Below are 18,260 nucleotides of genomic sequence, written 5' to 3'. Positions count from 1 at the left end.
CCGCCGTAACAACTGATAGCTGGCTCATGGCTGGCTATGCCTTTTGAGCATGCTGATCACGGGGTACCTTTTTGAGCGGCTTTAGACGATACTGTTTCCCCAAGCCATGGCTCGTCAATTGTGTGGAGGTGTTTATTTTGCGGGGCATCCATAGATGTGTGTGTTTGCGGCAGTCTAGCCAATAAGTCCAAAGTATGGGCTTGAGTGTCTTTAGAGATGGTCAATTGTCCCCGCTGCAGGTCCCCCCAGAGCATATCTGACGCCTGGTTAGCATCTTTACCCAAGGTCGTCGTAATGGTTTCAATCTCTGCCAGAATTTGGGTGATGGTTTGGGCGGCGGCAACCATCGCCTGGGAATTTGCCATTGTCGCCTGTCTAGATTGAGTAATGTCAGTGGTCTGATGGTGTAATTTTTCTAATGAGTGCCGTTGACGCTCGTAGGCCTTGAGGTTGGCCATATCCGCTATAAGTTGAGCAATCAAGGCTTGAAACTGTGATTTATCTGTCGACTGGGTGGCCTGGTCAACTGCTTGAGTCAGAGTTAGCAGATGTCGATGCAGGGTATCAAACATCTGGACAGATTCTGTTGCCGATGGCATGCTCTCCAGGTAACCGCCCAGAGTCTGGGCCAGAGTGAATAATCCATCTAAGCGACTATCCACTGATTGGTACTTGTTCGCCTGCTCAGCCAGCTGCTGCCGGACTTTTTGAATCATTACTCGTTGCTTACAGGTGTCGTCGTCAAGCTGGGCTGCGAAGGCCAAAAACTTTTCGGTGACCTGGTCCGCGTGGAGGTTGCTTTTGTCAATGGTTTCCGCCTGGCGACGAATAGTCTCTTGATGCTGATTTAGCTGGTCGAGAATATTGAAAAATGATAAGGAGAGCTGTTCTAGCTCATCTTTTTGAGTAATCGCAACCTCCGCCAGCAAGTTGCCATCCGTATTCACAAACTGTTTACCCTGAAGTAGGATCGGTTTGATTCGCTGGTTTAGCTTTCTAATCGCCAAAAAGACAACTGTGCCCAACAACAATATCATCAGGCCTGTGGTGATCGTGGCAATGCGAACAATCCGACCATAGATTGCCTGATGGGGGACAAAGCCAAACAGAAGCCAGTCTTGTCCAGGGACGGTGGCATAGGCCCAGTAACCAGAGTCTCCCTTGAGAAATCCTGGGGCTTCAACGTTCACTTGCTGCCAAATGGGTTCTAAACCAGCAATATTTTGGTATGTTTGGTCGGCAATGGCCGGATCGCTAGGATTGGTAATCACCTGGCCCGATTGGGTTAACAGCAAGAAATGGCCTGCTTGTTGAAAGACTGCGTCGTTGAGCAGATTACCTAAATGGCCGCTGTCAATGTCCACCAGGCTGGTCCCTAACCAGCGCCCGTCACTGTTAAACAAAGGATAATAATAGGTGAGTAAGCGCTGTTTTTCCCCTTGATAGGGTGCTGTCCACAAACTGGTTTGAGGTTCAAAATAGTTGCGATAGCGTTCGCTTTTCGGATAAAACTCACCTGCGTTATCGGCGAAGTCTTCGTAGCGAATTGCACCGGGATCAACGGTGGTGTCTTCTGATGAGTTGATGGCTGAATAGTAGGGGAATAGCCAGGGCTGCTCCTTGATAATGCCGTTTTCGCTTTGGCCTAACCCGAGGCCGACTACAAACTCGGGACGGCGTTCAAATAGCTGCAGTACTAATTCTCGATAGGTGTCGGGAAATTGAGCCCCTCGTTCATGCAAGGTGGTCGCACTGACACCTAAGCTATAGGCCAGTGTTTCTGCTGAGTCTGTTACTGATGCGATCGCATTAACTTTACTGTCAATATTACTGAGGACTTGCTCTTCTGCCTGGCGCTTTAACATTTCACTAAAGAGAAATGCCATGCCCCCCATGCCAGCAACGGCACCTAACATAATCATCCAAAACAGACGTCCGCCAAAGGAATTTAGACGAAACCACCCCTTGGCTCGATCGATCAAAGTAGGTTGATAACTTTGGGGCGTATTTGGCAGATTTTTAAATGGTGTAATCGATTGCTTGGACGTCGGCAATTTGAAAGAGCGCATAGTTGTGGTGAGATAACAAATTCGCTAAAGCAAGAAAGTCGCAGAGCCTATTCCGCCATCCTATATATTAGGTCATAAGTTTTATGACCGCAGGTGGATTGGCTGACTATAGAGGCTATATGTGCTATTTCAAAAGTATCTTCACCGGATCAATAAACAACTTCAACAAAATATATTTGTTATGTCAATTGTTTGATCTTGAGGAACACACTGGTTGAGTCTGTAGATGGGTGGATGAGTGATGGGGTAACGATTGAGCCCCTCTACTGATCGGCTTAGTCTAAATCAGCCTTAAGACTCAACGTCAAATGCTCGGGCCTGCTGATACAGTCTCGTTGAAATTTGCTCAATTTTTGACAACATTGGCCCAATAGCCTGGACCGTATCCAGCATGGAGCGAGATTCTGATAATGCGACTTGACTGGTCTGAGTAATCTTACCTGTCTGTTTTTGCAAACCTTCGATATCGGGCCAACGGCGTTCAATCGCTTTGAGGGTGACTATATTGTTAGAGAGGTGATTAACTAGCGCCTTTAGTTGTTTAGTGTTTGTGAGGGCTGCATCCTTGGCCAAGACGTTGTTGAGCGACTCAACCTGTTGTTCTACTAATGTCAGGATCTCTGTTGAATGGGTTGGTATCCGTCTGAGGTCTCCATCTAAAGCCCGTCCCAAAGTATTGATGGCATCTACTTGAATGTCTAATGATTGGGCATCATCCGTGACATTGGTCATCCGCTGTTGAATTTTTCGGGCCAGTGTTTGTTGTTCGCTAGCTAATTGGTCCAGCAGCGCTGTGAGTTCTGTAAAGCGTTCTGAAACTTGGTCAGCATGCAAGGTCTCTTTTTGAATTTCGCGCTCATGACGACGAATGGTTTCCTCGCGTAAATTGAGCTGTTCTAGCATGTTGAAAAAGGCTAAGGACAACTGATTAAGCTCATCTTGTGTATCCCACTGGGCCAGTAGTGTAGAGTCAGTCTTAGCCAGCTGATTACACTGGTTTAGCACTGGCCGGAGACGACGGTTGAGACTGCGAATAGCCAGAACAATTGCCGTAGACAGTAGCGCAATCATTAGAGCCGTGGCTGCCGATGTAATCAGGGCAATCCGGTTAAAGACCGCAGCATAGGGCACATAGCCTATGACTACCCAGTCCTGATCGGGAACATTGGCATAGGCCCAATAGCCGGTTTCCCCTTCCAAAAAACCAGTGTCGTTGAGGCTCACCTGTGGCCAGATAGCCTGTAATTTAGGAATATCGTTGTAGCTCTTTAAATTGTTCTCAGGATTTGCAGGATCGGCAATGATTTGCCCTGAACGAGTCAGTAATGTAAAGTTCCCCATCTGACGGAAAACGGGCTGATCCAGGAGGTCACTCAAATACTGGCTGTCAACATCCACAAGCGTTGTGCCTAACCAGCGTCCATCACTGGCAAACAATGGCACATAGTAGGTCAGCAGCTGATTGATATCGGTTTGATAGGGCTCCGTCCAAACACTTGTCTGGGGTAAAAAATAGTCTCGATATCGATCACCATCGGGATAAAATTCACCTTCGTTATCGGCAAAATCTTCATAACGAATGGAGGTTTGACTGGGGGTGGATTCATTTTCAGCCGCATCTACCCAATAGTAAGGAAAGAGCCAGGACTGATCGACAATTAACCCGTTCTCTCGCTGGCCTAACCCCAGACCTACGACAAATTGCGGACGTCTTTCAAATAGCTGTAGGGTGAGTTCTCGATAGGTATCAGCGTACTGGGCCTGCCGTTCATGTAGGGTGGTGGCGCTAATGCCCAGGCTATTGGCGAGGGTTTCGGCGGCTTCTGTTACTGATGCGATCGCATTAACTTGGCCATCCAGGGTACTCCGCACCTGGTCTTCAGCCTGGTATTTCACCATTTCACTAAAGAGAAATGCCATGCCACCGACACCGGTCAGGGCACCCACCATAATCATCCAAAATAGACGACCACCAAATGAGTCTAACTGTAGCCATCCCATCAGGGTTTGCTTAAAAGATTGTCGCTGAGGAGTTTGGACCTCGGTCTCGGCAGCAATAGATGATTCGGTTTGAACAGTATTGGATACTTTAGAACGCATAGCAGTGACGAAATAGAACAGGGAGTTTTTGATGAAATTAATAGTTCAAAGATTCTCTTGGCTTTGCCAACCCCTCAATATAAGGAGGTTAGAGAAACCTCGATAACAATGTTGTCTAGCCAACATTGTGTCTAGCCGAGTTATCAGTATTTCAGCGTAATTGCAACTAATTATTCATTTTTGATAGATGTATGACTTTTGCGGCTTTTCAAGTGAATTCAAGCCCTTTAAAGCCAGAAAATGCCTATTTCTCTAGGCCAATTCAGTCTATAAATCGGTAACAGCAACACCTGTGTCCATCTCTAATGGCACCATTGTTGAGGTCAATCAGTGTATTTGTGGAAGTTTTTTAAGCAACTTCACTAGATAAATACCTAAACTTTAAGAAGTTTGAGAGAGTTCAGGAAAAACTTTAAGAGAAAGATCCGTAGTATAGAGTTGACCCGAAAATATTATTGGCTTTTATCTATGGAACAATTAGATTCCATAGAATGTCCATTAGTTCCGTGGCAATTTGTCAAACCCTATCTTCAAGCTTCTATGAAGCCCACTATTCCCTATCAACCTTTGCTACTGCGCCTTTTACATGGACTCACGGGTCTGTGCTTGGTGTTAGCTATCCTCACCGCCTTTTGGACCTATAACACCTACGATGGTCGTTGGGGAACAGTTTCTTGGCTACCCACCTATAAGGCGATTGAAGGTATTCACGGTACCTTTGGGCTATACACGCTGCTGATTTTTCCTGGGTTTGTGCTCTATGCCTTTAATCGTGGCAAACATCGTTTAGCGCAGCCACAGGCATTAACAAAATTGACGCATCAAGTCGGCCAACCTGTCTGGTGGTATACCCTCAGCCGCTTTGTGAATACGCTGACTTTGGTGGCGCTCACCTTTGCGTTATTTAGCGGCAAGATGATGGATGAGAAGTGGTTGCCAAATGGAGAGCTGGAGCATTTTTGGTACTACGGTCACCTGGTGTCGTGGGGGGTGATGGTGGTTGCGATCGCACTTCATTTACTCATGAATGCCAAAGTGGGGGGTGCTCCATTTCTACTCTCCATGTTCACCTGGAAGTTTAGAGCCCAAGATAGTCCGAGACTTTGGAAAAATCATATTGCCGCCTGGTGGTCCAATTTGCAGCCAGGCACCTGGTCCAATTGGCCAGCGTTGCTCACGACTCGACCCAAGCTAGAAGTCGCAATTTGGATCAGCCTAATTGCCGCCTGGCTGATTTCCCTATTCAAAGAACTTGGATAGTTTATTGCCCAGTTTTCACACGTATTCGTCGCCAGTATTTATTGCCTATCCACAGATTTAATATCCATCACACCTGATCTTTAAAGGTGTCTACGTAAAATGACCACAAAGGGATATACCCTAGATCTGGCTCTATTGCTGAGTAGGTCTTGTCATGGTTTGTTAGACCATGGTGGCTTGCTGCAGAGCGTAGCGTCGGTAATAGACGCTAACCCCGAGCCAGTGACCTGATTAACTCAATAGACGTATTGTTAGGAGCAAAATTGTGGAACGCACTTTTATTATGATCAAGCCTGACGGTGTTCAGCGCGGTCTGGTCGGTGAGATTGTCAGCCGCTTTGAAACCAAAGGCTTTAACCTGGTTGGCATGAAGTTCATGGGCGTTTCCCGTGAACTGGCAGAAAAGCATTATGGTGTCCATAAAGAGCGCCCCTTCTTTGGGAGTCTGGTAGACTTCATTACCTCTAGCCCTGTAGTGGCCATGGTTTGGGAAGGCGACGGTGTTGTCGGTTCGGCCCGGACACTAATTGGTGCCACGAACCCCATTAGCGCGGCTCCCGGTACCATCCGTGGCGACTATGGCGTCACTATTGGCCGTAATATCATCCATGGTTCGGATGCGATCGAAACTGCCCAGTCCGAAATTGCTCTCTGGTTCACCGATGAAGAACTAGCCGCCTGGGATTCCTGTGCTAAGAGCTGGATTTACGAATAGATAGGCTGCCGAATGTAGGGCGCACGGCGGTGCGCCCTGACGATATATCACATCTGGCTCACAAACGCCCAAACTGGACCCGCAGATTATCGCGAGGATGCGGTGTCGGTACTACTACCATTGATAAGTCTTGATCAGGCAAAAGCTCCCAGCGATAGCCTCGTAGCAAATGTACCGCAAACAGCTTCATTTCTAACCGAGCAAATTCTTTCCCCAGACATTCACGAATGCCACCCCCAAACGGCACATAGCTGTACTTATTAGGCTGTATTGTTTCGGCGTCTTTAGCAAATCGCTCCGGCTGAAATTGATGGGGAACGCGATAGTCATCAGGGTTCAGATGGGTTTGATTGATTTCATAGAGCACCGTCCACCCTTTAGGGATGCGATACCCATTAAATTCACAGGTTTTGAGTACCTTACGGAATCCACCTCCAACCGGGGGAATCAAACGCAATACCTCCTGTAGCACCTGCTCCAGATAGGGCATTTGTTTGAGAGTATCTAAAGTAATGGGACTGGCTGGATCAAAGGCTGTTTGCTCAGCTCTTAAAGCACTTAAAACTTGAGGATGTTGGGCCACTAACAGACAAAAGGAGGCAACCGCCGACGTTAGCGTTTCGTGTCCTGCAAATAGCAGTAGCAAGACCTGATCTTTGAGTTCATCAATGCCTAGACTATTGCCTTCCTCATCTTTTGCCTGGATCAGCAAGCTCAGGGCATCATTGCCTAACGCTTGACTCTGTTGTCGCTGGCGAATAATCTCCTCTAGCAGCACTAATAATTGTTTACGAGCCTGTTTAGCTTGACCAAATCGCGTCCAGGGCAGCGCTAAAGGAATTGAAAATAACCCTTTACACCAGGTCTCAAATAAGTGGCCCAACTCAGTCTGTGCTCCCTGGTCTAATCCGACTAAGAGCTTACAGGCGACATCAAAGGTATAGTCGCGCAGTTCTGGATACCAGGTCAGTGTGGTCGCTTTGGTCCATTTTTCCCCATAGGCATGGGTAATCGATTGAACGGTGTCAATATAGCTGGATAGCGCCCTGGGCATAAAGGCTTGGGCCAACAGCTTACGCCGATTTTGATGTTCTCCACCTGTTTGTAACGCCAGGGAGAGATTTCCTAATAATGCCTGAGTGCTAGGCGGCCAGCTTACCACAAAATAGTTGTTCTCATTAGTTAAAACAAACTGGTTAGCGTCAGCTCCTTTAACAAATAATGTGGGACTGCCTAATAGTCGTGTCTTAAAGATCGGTCCATATTTTTTGTGCTGTTTTTCGCCATAGTTTGAATCACGAAAAAAACTGAGGGTGTCGCCAATCAAAGGCAGACCAAAATCACCAGGGGGCAAGGGCAGGTTGGAAACGGTCATAACGGTGCCTTTAGGAGCTAAGATGCCCCTTTACTGTAGCAACGATTTTCTCATGCTTCATCCCCTCAATCTCGCAATACCCCCATCAAAAAACTCGCTAGATTGTCAGTGGCAATTTGTTGAATTGATTTGTGATCAACAATATCGAACTTAGCGCCCTTCTCTCGTAAGTTGTTGTCTAGATTGACGAGAAAACCTTTGGTGATGGAGTCATCGCCTACCTGAATCCAACCAATGCCAATCTCGTGGTTGTGATCAAGTTTTTGGGATGCTGCTACGATTTGTTTTGCGATCGCCAGCCGGTCTGTGGGCTCATTATCAATCAAAATCAAGATAATCTCACCATTGCTTGCCTGCTGCCCCGTTGCCTTTTCAGCAAAATACTGCTCGAACACCGTCTGCAGTACCGGAGCCAGGGTCAGTTGTGCCGGTGCTGGGGCTGTATCCATCAACGCTTGAAAATTCTCAACATTAACATCTTGATGGGAGCGAAACGTTTCTTCACTGCTGCAATAAACCGTCAATCCCTTAGGCGCTAATGCATGACATTGCTCAGCAATTTCTAAAATCTGAGTGTGGGCTTGCTGCCACCGTTGCTCAAACCCAGGCGTCATGCCCAATCGTTTCAGCTGGGTTGGCGCATAGATCAGCGTATAGCGACGATCACTTAACTGAGTTGGTAGCGATGTACTTGTCAGCACCATAATCTAGATCCTTTAAGTTAGCTAATTTTCCATGCCCCAATTAGGATGCCCCGGAGGTTAATCCGTTTGATCTAGGGGCGCATTACCATCCTTGCCAATGCTCCACCGTCAACGCCCAGCGCTCATGGTCACGCCATTCTCCATTAATTTTTAGATACTGGTGTGAAAATCCCTCATTGGTAAAGCCTAGCCGTTTGACCAGCTTGATAGAAGCCAGGTTGCCAGGTTGAATATTTGCTTCAATCCGGTGCAGTTTAAGGGTATTAAACCCATGGTTTAATACCAGTCCAACCCCCTCGGTCATTAACCCCTGACCGCCATAGTCCACACTGCCGTAGTAGCCCAGATAGGCATTTTGGAAACTGCCATAAAAAATCTGACTCAGGTTAGCCACTCCCACCAGTTGGTGATCAGCAGCGTGCCAGATTAACATGCCTTCAAAGGATTCTGTTTGGCAGCGGCGGATATAACGCTTACAGCCCTGCTCGTCTTTAGCGGGTTCTGCCCAGGGAAAATGGTAATCAGCACTACGCTGATGCAAATCCAGCAGCAATGACCAATCATCATCGACAGGTGGCCGAATATAGACACGTGGGAGCATCGTTGAACTTAGCAGGTTCTAAATAGCCATTGCTTTGCTAACATCTGCCATAAACTTTGATTCAGGCTGGGCAACGCCATCGGCAGCTAACAGTTCTTGCAGGGTATCAATCGCAGTTTGCTTACAGTCACCATCGCCTAGGCGCTGAGCAATGTCTTGTAGAAACGATTCCAGTTCTTGAGCATCTGCTGTGGCTGAACGCACCTTAGGAATTGCTCTCTGAAGATAGCTACTCAGAGAAATACCAGATTCCCACGATAACTTGTCAAACTCCTCGTCTAAAAAGTCTTGTTCATCTACAGACAGTTTGGCATCTGAGTACATTCCCAGAAGGTATAGATCGACCATTGCCTCCCGCTGAACCTGATTAACACCAGTGGGGTGCTGACTGAATAACTTTTGAAATAAAGCTTGCATCAAATCCTCCCGAATTATTTGTAGATGCCGAGATCATTCCTAAAGTTGGTGATACAAGTCCAGATATAAAATTTCGTGTGGACATGTGCTTGTTAAGCTTCTACCAGAACGTGAATCCGTTCTCCTGTCAGGCTAAAAGCCCGGACTTCGGTAATTTTTACTTCAACGATTTTGCCTTTCAGTTCGTTAATATCACCTTCACAGAAGGTTAGCCGATTCGTGCGCGTACGCCCCATTACCTGGTGCGGATTTTTGGGGTTCACATCTTCCACCAACACACGCTCCACCCGATTAGCATAGCGCTGGGACCGTTCAGCTGCCTTGATAGAAACCAAATGATTCAACCGCTGTAGGCGATCGCTCTTGGTGGCTTCATCGAGCTGCTTGTCCCACAGGGCCGCTGGCGTATTGGGGCGGGGCGAGTACGCCGCCGTATTCAGTTGGTCAAAGCCAATGTCATCCACCAGCTGCAAGGTATTTTGAAACTGCTCTTCAGTTTCACCGGGAAATCCCACAATGGCATCGGCACTGATGGCGGCATCTGGCACATACTGACGGACGGTGTCGATAATCCGCCGATATTTCTCATGGGTATAGCCCCGTGCCATGGCCTTGAGCACATCATTATCCCCAGACTGAAACGGAATGTGAAAGTGCTCACACACCTTGGGTAGTTCGGCACAAGCTTTAATCAGCCGCTCGGTAAAGTAGCGGGGATGGCTGGTGGCAAAGCGAATCCGCTCGATGCCAGGGACATCATGTACGTAGTAAAGCAGATCGGTCAGCGTATTTTGACGGCGACCTTCAGGGGTAATGCCCGGTAGATCACGACCATAGGCGTCAATGTTTTGCCCCAACAGTGTCACTTCGCTATAGCCTTGCTGACCTAGCAGCTCCATCTCAGCTCGGATTGCTGCTGGGGTGCGCGACTGTTCGATACCACGAACGCCTGGAACCACACAATAGGTACAGCGCTCGTTGCAACCATAAATCACATTCACCCAGGCGCTGATCTTGCTATCCCGTCGAGGCTTGGTAATGTCCTCCATAATATGGACGGGCTCGGTGGCCACCACCTGATTGCCATCAAATACCTGCTCTAGCAAGTCCCCTAGACGATTGGCATGTTGCGGTCCCATCACTAGGTCTAGTTCAGGCACCCGGCGCAGCAGTGCTTCACCTTCCTGCTGGGCCACACATCCGGCCACAATTAATGTCACATTTGGGTCTGACTGTTTCCGCTTGGCCTGCTTGCCCAGATAGGAATAAACCTTTTGCTCGGCGTTGTCACGAATGGTGCAGGTGTTATAGAGCACCACATCGGCCTCTAGGGGATTTTCCGTCCAGTTCATCCCCATATCATCGAGGATGCCAGCCATGCGCTCAGAGTCGGCTTTGTTCATCTGACAGCCAAACGTAGTGATGTGATAGCGGCGTTTATCCATGGGGAGGTAGGAAAATACGGGTTTTAGAAAAATGCGATCGCTGATTTAGGGGATGAACCGATCTCAAGCCATTGCTCCTTGACGGTATCTCAAAACTAAAGTCGGCCCCTAGGATCAGCAATGCCAGAAAAACTAGGGCAGTTCCCTATTGTGCCACAGCTACGGCTCCCTTGCGGCGACTGTCTCCAGCCCCGTGTAGATAGCCGTTGTCATCTAGTCCCACAGCATGTATCCCGCCAAAAAACATATTCTGGGCCTGCCACCAAACTGGCTTGGCTGTGCTGATAATGGGGGTGAGGCTTGCCTGGTCAAAGCCAGGTTCCAGGTGGAATACGTCATTTTCCCAATGAATACGAGGTGCAGCCACGGCTGCTTCTAGGGGCATGTCAAAATCCACCAGGTTGGATATGACTTGCAGAATGGCGGTGCGGATACGGTTAGAACCGCCGGAGCCCAACACCAAATAAGGCCGTCCCTGTCGTAGCACTATGGTAGGGGCCATCATTGAGGATATGCGCTGGTTGGGAGTCCACTGGTGAAAGCCATTGGGGTTGAGGTCTTCTTCACCCAGCATGTTATTGACCATGATGCCGGTGTTAGGAATTATGTAGGATGACCCTTCGCCGTTGGAGGTGGTAACACTGGCGGCGTTGCCGTTGGTATCAATGACACTGAGGTGGGTGGTGCTACCGAGCTTATTGGTCAGGTGTTTAGATGATTTTAGAGCTGCGATCGCAGCCATCAATTCGCCCCGATATTGTCCTAAATGCCCCATGGACAAAAGCTCCTCAGCCACATGGGGTGTCTGAATGCGAGCATCATAGCCATCACGGCGAGCCACATTGGTAAACCGCATCACCTGACTCAGGGCCAGCAGATGGTCAGGACTGCCATGGCTCGCCAGCTCACAGTCCGCCAATAGCGCTAATGAACAGGCAATCAATCCACCCCCGGCACTGGGCGGTGGATTGGTTAGCAGCTGGGTGCCATGGTAATCGAGACATAGCGGCTGACGTTCAATCACCTGATAGTTAGCAAAATCCGCTGCCGTCAGATAGCCCCCCTGCGTCTGGGTCAGCTGCGCCGCCATAGTCTGCCAAAATGCCTCCACACCCCCCTGTACCAAATGCTCTAGAGCATCAGCGAAGGCAGGCATGTATAAGCGGTCTCCCGCCTGCAACAAACGCCCCTGCGGCGCATAGATAGATCGGGCACCCGCCGTCGCCAACAAAATTGGTTTGAGCAATCCATACACATAGGCCGAAAAATCATTGACGACAACGCCCTGACGCGCCAGCTGTACGGCCGGGGCCACAACCCGCTCCAACGGCAATTGGCCCAAGCGCTGATGCACATGCACTAAACCCTTGAGCACCCCCGGCACCGCCATTGATCCCAGACCAATGTGAAACTCCTGTACCGTATCGCCAAAGTCAGCATTGATGGGATAAAAGTCGAGTGGATGCTGCAATTCCTTACAGACTGGTGTTTGGGTAAAAAAATCAAACAGTACATGCTCACCAGTGTCGGTATGCGCTAGCAAAAAACCACCCCCCCCTAGAGAGGTCAGCACCGACTCCGCGACACAGGACGCCAGCACCCCCGCCACCGCCGCATCAAAAGCATTGCCTCCCTGATTGAGGATCTCGACTGCTGCTGCTGCTGTCTCATCATGGCCAGCCGCGACGACTCCGCCCATAGATTCTCCTTTTGCCATCGATAGTCAAAGTAGCAGAAATAGAGAAAAGAGCAATTAAAGTAGAGTGTCTATTCACAAAAGATGTCTAATTATTCAACTACTTCATCAAAGTTCTCAAAGATTATACGATTTAAATAAAGCCTCTTATATCTGAATCATAGCTGTCTTAAACCACGGCTGATTACCATGGGGACAGACGGCCAAAAAGTCTTCTCAGGTATTGCCTGTTATCTCTCTTAAAGGCTTTTGGCCTAAAAGCAACTGCTCTCAGAGATTGTTAACTTTGGTCTACAAAGTACAAACTGTTGGCGTGATGATCTATATTGACATTGAAGCGAAAAAACATCGCTTCCCTGGCAGACTAAACAGCTAGAGAAAACAACAAAGAGGTAAAGCTGTTGCATATTCTGTCTCGTTCAACCCAACACCCAATGGGTCAAGCTGATACATCCTATCGCTGTTAAGTTGGGAGCCATGCTGAAGTTGTTGAATCGGGTGCTCAAAGGGCAATTATCAACAACAAGATGCATCTCCAAGTCCTAGCGAATGATTGGAAAGGATGTTCCTCAGGAAGACCATTGGGTGTTGTGTTTTTAAAGAGATTTGCCTAGTCCTTGAGATTGTTAACTTTAGTCTACAAACCACTCATAGGAGTTGAGATAGGTTATATTGACATTGAAGTGAAAAAGCATCGCTTCCCTGGCAGACTAAACAGCTAGAGAAAACAACAAAGAGGTAAAGCTGTTGCATATTCTGTCTCGTTTAACCCAACACCCAGCGAGTCAAGCTGATACATCCTATCGCTGACATATTGGGAGCCATGCTGAGGTTGTTAAGCAAGATGTTCAAAGGGCAATTGCTAACAACATAAGACGCATCTCCAAATCCTAGCGAACTATTGGGAAGGATGTTCCTCAGGAAGATGGCTGGGTGTTGTGCTTTTAAAGAAATTTGACAGGCTTCCAGGACAGAGCTGAGCTATTACTTTAAATGTGCCAGCACCAGCTTTCATTTATTGGTAGTGTTGGAGCGCCAGAGTCAAACTTTGAACAAATCGGGTACGAACATCTCGTGGGCTGATAATGATGCAGTCTGGATCGTAACGACGGATTTCTCGAAAGAACCAGAAGGTGTTTTGAATCTGCCGGGTGACTCGTCGAATTTGTTGTTCAGGTAGCCATTCGTTTGTTAAATCGGCTCCTTTTTTTGATCGATAGGCAACAGCTAATCGGTTAACTAAATGAAATTCAACCTCAATATGGTCAAGCTGGGGTTTCCACTGTCCTTCGACTGGGGTAATGACGGCTTCGCTAGGAATGCGATCTAGTCGGAGACACCAGTTGTGATGTAGCGCTTCAATATCTTGGTTGCCTTGGGTTTCATCGCACCAACAATCGAGATATTGACGATCTTCATGACGCTGAATGATGGCATGACGTACGGTAAAGCTCCAAATTCGGTCGGCGGCGTCTTGATAGGTGAGACGAAAAGGACGTACTTGGCGAATGAAGCTATCGATATGAATACGCCAGGGTGGCCCTGGATGGTCTACCCAAGCTTGGATCTCTTGTCTTAGAGGGTGATTTAATTCGCTGCGCTCTAGTAATAGGTGGGCCAGTTCCATCGCTTCGTTGAAATACCCACCATCTTTGAGAAGATTGAGGGCTTGGTTGAGGATGGTGGTGCGATCGCAACTCCAGTCATGGTTATTGGCTATTAGCAGCTTGCCATTAGCAATTGCTTTGATAAGTTTTGACACGTTTGGCTTGTCCCCCCAGGTTTGGCCAAACTCCATTGCTAGAGCCTCTAGCTGGGCTTTTTCATAGTCAGAAATAGTTAGGGTAATGGAGGGACGTTTGCGTGCCATGGTGACTTCTGTAAAAGTGCAAGTGCACTTTGCAGCTTCAGCTATTGAATAATGCTATTTTCCTTGCCATTATAGGTCCAGTCAACAAAGCACGTGCACTAAAGCATTGTGCTTGATAGCAGTTTACGAAGAAATGTCAGCACCTAGCTATGGCTTCGATTCAGCTTAAACCCGTTTATTCTTGCCCAGCTGAGAATATTCCAGCCAGTATGAACTTGCCTGCGACTTGGAGGTTGGCATGGCATCAGGTTGAAACCTTGAACGCATTACACAGTTCTGATGTAGATGTAGTGTTCAACACGGCAATGACTGGGGATGGGAAAAGTCTTGCAGCCTATTTAGATATCTTGCAAGGAAACAGCTGCGCTATTGGCCTGTACCCAACTAATGCTCTGGCCAGAGATCAAGAGATTCAAATCCAGGACTATATTGCTAAATTTCAGCCATCCAATGAGCCAAGAGTCAATCGTCTGAGTGGTCCAGAGTTAGAGATTTATGCGGAGAATGAAGGATTAAGAAAAGGTAGTGCGATCGCAACCCGCTCTGGTCAATCGGAAGTGCTCATTACTAACCCTGATATCTTCCACTATTTGCATCGTGGAGCCTACTTAACTGACAAAGAAACTCCCGATAAACTTTGGAATCGGATTGATAAGGATTTTGACCTGTTTATCTTCGACGAATTCCATGTTTTTGCAGCTCCCCAAGTGGCCAGCGTACTCAACACAATGTTGTTGATCCGAGTAACAAACCGCCATAAGAAGTTTTTGTTTCTGTCAGCCACACCCAACGAAGCACTTTTGAAACGGCTAGATGCGGCTGGCTTTAAATACTGTGTTATCAATCCCTCTGATGCCGACAAATACAAATTTCCAGATACACAAGCTGAAGAAACTGAACTGAAAGCTAAGCATTGGCGGCAAGTAGCACGACCAATTGATTTGGCATTTGTGGCCATGGAACCAACATCTAAGGCATCTGAAACTTGGCTGAGGGAAAATCAAGGGTCTATTCTTGAACAGTTTCTAAAGCATCCTGGCAGTAAGGGAGCCATTATCCTTAACTCGATCGCTGCTGTAAAACGACTAACACCAATTTTCAGAGAGCTTTTTGTTGACCATGGTTTGACAGTTCGAGAGAATACAGGGTTATCAGGTCAGCAGGAGAAAACAGAATCTCTGGCGGCTGACTTGGTGATTGGCACCAGCACCATCGATGTCGGTGTGGACTTCAAGATTAATTTCCTTGTCTTTGAGTCTTCAGATGCGGGAAATTTTATTCAGCGATTGGGGCGTTTAGGCCGCCATGATGGCTACACAAAAGACGGTCAGGACATTAGGTTTGATGGGTTTCGCGCCTATGCGTTGGTGCCCAACTTTTTTGTGGAGCGGTTGTTTGCTGGGGAAGATGCTGTGTTGGCAGATGGGGGGACGTGCGATCGCATCCGCTTCCAAAACCTAATCCGTGAAAAGTATCGAAAAATCAACAACTTTGAAGGCTACTACAAACGCTGGGGTGGGGTTCAGTCCTTTTACCTTGCTCAACAGTTGAAGAACACCAACATTCAGCAGCAGTATGCGGGCTCTCTCCAAAAGTTCTGCGCCAGTTGCGAAAAAACCTTTGATATTCAACTCAAGCGAGTTGCAGGGCAGCTAAGTGGCTGGGCGAAAGACTGGCAAACACTATCTGGCCAAAAGAGCGGTAACCCCATTGCAGAAGATGCCCGCAGCTTTCGAGGTTCTAGTCCATTACAGTGCGGATTGTATGACTTAACCGAGGCGTACGAACCGGATCGGTTTAAGACCTATGACTTGCCTGGTGTACTGAGCAATCTAGACATTGAAATGAGGAGCAAGTCGGCTTTTCTGGACACGCTCAAGGAAAGTGCTGAACGTACGGGACAACCTATTCCAAAAGGCCGTTTTCGCCATTGTCTGGGGTTTATGAAGCTATGCAGCTACCGCGAGGAACGGTTGAATTGGACGTTTACCTATCCTGGTGACCTTCAGCCTATTGCCGATGCTTGGCAAGTTCAGGTTCTGCAAGGTTTGCAGGTTTGGCAGCCGGATAATCCATGGGTAGGTAGCATCAACCGAAGACTTAAGCAGCAGGCCTTGGTTTGCTACGTGTTGCGTAAGCCTATGCGGGAAGTCCGCCTACGCTTACGGCTACCGATGCATTTTCAGATTTATCCCATTAGTGATGCTGGCAGCATTCACGATGCTAATGCACCTTATTCGGTTGCGTTTGGGCAATCGGCGTTACTGCTAGATACCCTGGCGTACCGATTCAAACACGACAGAGGCGAGATATGGGTTGTGTAGTTTAATCCCTGAGAGGGGTTTCAGAATGTTCATAGGGAAAGAGCTTACGCCATTAAGTTCAGACATATTTATTTCAATCCCTAGAAGGGTTTGTAGATGTGCTCTTTGTAGATTCCCTACTAGACCAACATATCAGTTTTCATAAAGTTCTGACGTATTTGACTCGTCAAATAACTCTGCAACGGGCGCATCTGAAGGTTCGGGGAACCGGTAAACCCAATTTGCGAGAATAGAAGTAGAAAAAAGGCTGCCCGAACCTGGGCAAGCCCTCATAAAAACTCACTTCTATGTTAGCGTCTCCCTCAAAGGAGTGTCCTGACCCATTAGACTGGTCAGGTCTCTTCGACCGTCTTCAAAAGAGTCAAACCCTGGCCGCTATTGTCTTGTGTGCGTGGCACATCGGGCTATATGTTGCCCGTACCTTGGTAGAACAACAGCTGAACGACCGAGCTCAGGTCCCGACTGCGTGGGGAACCTGTTCTGTGTGTGGTCATCGCTTGCATAGTAAAGGCTTCGCCGCGCGTCAAATGTTAACGCTGGTTGGTCAAGTGCACTGGCGACGACGGGTGGGGCGATGCCCTCAAGGGTGCCGAGGCAGTCAATCGATTCCTTTCGATACGGCCTTGGGCATTGATGCGTATCAGCAAACATCCGTAGAGTTGGTGCGTCTGGGCTGCTTGCTAGCGGTCTTTGTTCCCTTTGAGTTAGCCACCTGGCTGTTATCCCAACTGAGTGGACTCCACGTCAGTGATGATAGTCTGTGGCAGTGGGTACAACACTATGGACAACAAGCCATGGGGCAGTGGACGCAGGAGGTTGAACGCTGGCAGCACGGTCACGCACCACCCCGTGAATCTTTGAGTGATGAGGTGGCGGCCATGCCGTTGTTAATTGCGGCAGATGGGGTCACTGTCCCCCTGCGACCACAGTCAGGAACACCCCGAGGAAAGACTCGCTGGCGTGAGGTCAAAGTCGCCCTGCTTGCTCGATTGAGTCATCGTCTCAATCGAAATGGTAAATCGGTCACTCGGTTGCAACAGCGGCGATTAGTAGCAGTGTTGGGAGATCTTGAGAGCCTCAAACCTCGCTTGCAATTAGAAGCTGTTCGACAAGGGATTGAAACTGCGCCTCACGTGGTTTGGTTGAGTGATGGGGCCAGGGGCTTTTGGCGATTGTTCGACACCTGCTTTGCTCACATGGCCACCGGCATTCTGGATTTTTATCATGCCGCTGCCCATCTCTGGCAAGCGGCTGAGGCTTATCATGATGGCAACCCAGCACGCACCCCACAGATGTGGTTCGAGCGACTGCGCCATCAGTTGCGCCATGGCTATGTACATCGCATTCTCGACGAGCTGCACTGGCTTATCCGCTCACCCAATACTGCCGCCTCAACAAAACCCATTCTGCAGAGAGTTCACAACTATTTCAAGACGCATCAAGCGCATGTTCAGTATCGTTTGTTTAAGCACCAGGGGCTACCGATAGGCTCTGGTATGGTTGAAAGTGCCTGTAAATGGCTGATTCAGCAACGGTTTAAAGGCGTGGGGATGCGCTGGAGTGAGCCGGGCCTCAATCATCTACTCGCGCTGAGAGTTGCTTGGGTCAATCAGCGATTTGACGCTCTCTTCGCTCAACACTCTTTGGCATTACCTTGCATCTCCCCGAACCGCTAGATGCGCCC

The 18,260-nt window shown here is 48.3% G+C and carries 13 protein-coding genes; 4 read left to right on the top strand and 9 right to left on the bottom strand.

From position 1 onward, the window contains the following. Positions 1–56: 56 nt before the first annotated feature. Together N836_RS63800 and N836_RS63795 are read right to left on the bottom strand one after the other, a co-directional pair. Entirely contained in the window at positions 57–2,069 is a 2,013-nt protein-coding gene (locus N836_RS63800) for a methyl-accepting chemotaxis protein (protein WP_023075280.1), read from the bottom strand. Between the two features lie 291 nt (positions 2,070–2,360). After that, positions 2,361–4,169 (bottom strand): methyl-accepting chemotaxis protein, encoded by a 1,809-nt coding sequence (locus tag N836_RS63795; RefSeq protein WP_023075279.1) that lies wholly within the window; start codon positions 4,167–4,169, stop codon positions 2,361–2,363. Positions 4,170–4,709: 540 nt separating this feature from the next. On the opposite strand from N836_RS63795, the gene N836_RS63790 reads away from it, so the two are divergent. After that, complete coding sequence (locus N836_RS63790; RefSeq protein WP_031293806.1) at positions 4,710–5,429, top strand: cytochrome b/b6 domain-containing protein; 720 nt, start codon at positions 4,710–4,712, stop codon at positions 5,427–5,429. Between the two features lie 265 nt (positions 5,430–5,694). Continuing rightward, positions 5,695–6,144, top strand: a complete 450-nt coding sequence (gene ndk / locus N836_RS63785; protein ID WP_031293804.1) for a nucleoside-diphosphate kinase — start codon at positions 5,695–5,697, stop codon at positions 6,142–6,144. Between the two features lie 58 nt (positions 6,145–6,202). Here ndk and N836_RS63780 read toward each other — a convergent pair whose 3' ends face one another. From N836_RS63780 to N836_RS63750, 7 genes are all read right to left on the bottom strand, one after another. After that, a complete protein-coding gene (locus tag N836_RS63780) occupies positions 6,203–7,519 on the bottom strand; it encodes a cytochrome P450 (RefSeq protein ID WP_023075276.1) in 1,317 nt (438 codons plus the stop codon). A gap of 65 nt (positions 7,520–7,584) precedes the next feature. Beyond that, positions 7,585–8,223: a hypothetical protein gene (locus tag N836_RS63775; protein ID WP_023075275.1), complete on the bottom strand. Its 639-nt coding sequence runs from the start codon at positions 8,221–8,223 to the stop codon at positions 7,585–7,587. Between the two features lie 82 nt (positions 8,224–8,305). After that, entirely contained in the window at positions 8,306–8,824 is a 519-nt protein-coding gene (locus N836_RS63770) for a GNAT family N-acetyltransferase (protein ID WP_023075274.1), read from the bottom strand. Positions 8,825–8,842: 18 nt separating this feature from the next. Beyond that, positions 8,843–9,241, bottom strand: coding sequence for a hypothetical protein (locus tag N836_RS63765; protein WP_023075273.1), 399 nt, complete (start codon positions 9,239–9,241; stop codon positions 8,843–8,845). Between the two features lie 92 nt (positions 9,242–9,333). Next, positions 9,334–10,686: a tRNA (N6-isopentenyl adenosine(37)-C2)-methylthiotransferase MiaB gene (gene miaB / locus N836_RS63760; protein ID WP_023075272.1), complete on the bottom strand. Its 1,353-nt coding sequence runs from the start codon at positions 10,684–10,686 to the stop codon at positions 9,334–9,336. Between the two features lie 145 nt (positions 10,687–10,831). After that, positions 10,832–12,403, bottom strand: a complete 1,572-nt coding sequence (gene ggt / locus N836_RS63755; protein WP_023075271.1) for a gamma-glutamyltransferase — start codon at positions 12,401–12,403, stop codon at positions 10,832–10,834. A gap of 994 nt (positions 12,404–13,397) precedes the next feature. Continuing rightward, the gene (locus N836_RS63750; protein ID WP_023075270.1) at positions 13,398–14,252 is read right to left on the bottom strand and encodes a helix-turn-helix transcriptional regulator; all 855 of its coding nucleotides are present in this window, start codon (positions 14,250–14,252) and stop codon (positions 13,398–13,400) included. Between the two features lie 149 nt (positions 14,253–14,401). On the opposite strand from N836_RS63750, the gene cas3 reads away from it, so the two are divergent. Both cas3 and N836_RS63740 read left to right on the top strand, forming a co-directional pair. Then, the gene (cas3, locus tag N836_RS63745; RefSeq protein WP_023075269.1) at positions 14,402–16,576 is read left to right on the top strand and encodes a type I-D CRISPR-associated helicase Cas3'; all 2,175 of its coding nucleotides are present in this window, start codon (positions 14,402–14,404) and stop codon (positions 16,574–16,576) included. Positions 16,577–16,863: 287 nt separating this feature from the next. Continuing rightward, positions 16,864–18,252, top strand: a complete 1,389-nt coding sequence (locus N836_RS63740) for an ISKra4 family transposase (protein WP_023071473.1) — start codon at positions 16,864–16,866, stop codon at positions 18,250–18,252. Positions 18,253–18,260 lie beyond the last annotated feature (8 nt).

Source organism: Leptolyngbya sp. Heron Island J (assembly GCF_000482245.1).
Taxonomy (GTDB): domain Bacteria; phylum Cyanobacteriota; class Cyanobacteriia; order Phormidesmidales; family Phormidesmidaceae; genus Leptothoe.
Note: the sequence above shows the minus strand (reverse complement) of the source record. Positions and strands in the feature narration are given on the sequence as shown.

Excerpts from the sequence above, each read along its gene's own strand:
- N836_RS63800 (WP_023075280.1), bottom strand. The coding sequence starts at position 2,069 with ATGCGCTCTTTCAAATTGCCGACGTCCAAGCAATCGATTACACCATTT.
- N836_RS63795 (WP_023075279.1), bottom strand. The coding sequence starts at position 4,169 with ATGCGTTCTAAAGTATCCAATACTGTTCAAACCGAATCATCTATTGCT.
- N836_RS63790 (WP_031293806.1), top strand. The coding sequence starts at position 4,710 with ATGAAGCCCACTATTCCCTATCAACCTTTGCTACTGCGCCTTTTACAT.
- N836_RS63780 (WP_023075276.1), bottom strand. The coding sequence starts at position 7,519 with ATGACCGTTTCCAACCTGCCCTTGCCCCCTGGTGATTTTGGTCTGCCT.
- N836_RS63775 (WP_023075275.1), bottom strand. The coding sequence starts at position 8,223 with ATGGTGCTGACAAGTACATCGCTACCAACTCAGTTAAGTGATCGTCGC.
- N836_RS63770 (WP_023075274.1), bottom strand. The coding sequence starts at position 8,824 with ATGCTCCCACGTGTCTATATTCGGCCACCTGTCGATGATGATTGGTCA.
- N836_RS63765 (WP_023075273.1), bottom strand. The coding sequence starts at position 9,241 with ATGCAAGCTTTATTTCAAAAGTTATTCAGTCAGCACCCCACTGGTGTT.
- miaB (WP_023075272.1), bottom strand. The coding sequence starts at position 10,686 with ATGGATAAACGCCGCTATCACATCACTACGTTTGGCTGTCAGATGAAC.
- ggt (WP_023075271.1), bottom strand. The coding sequence starts at position 12,403 with ATGGCAAAAGGAGAATCTATGGGCGGAGTCGTCGCGGCTGGCCATGAT.
- N836_RS63750 (WP_023075270.1), bottom strand. The coding sequence starts at position 14,252 with ATGGCACGCAAACGTCCCTCCATTACCCTAACTATTTCTGACTATGAA.
- cas3 (WP_023075269.1), top strand. The coding sequence starts at position 14,402 with ATGGCTTCGATTCAGCTTAAACCCGTTTATTCTTGCCCAGCTGAGAAT.
- N836_RS63740 (WP_023071473.1), top strand. The coding sequence starts at position 16,864 with ATGTTAGCGTCTCCCTCAAAGGAGTGTCCTGACCCATTAGACTGGTCA.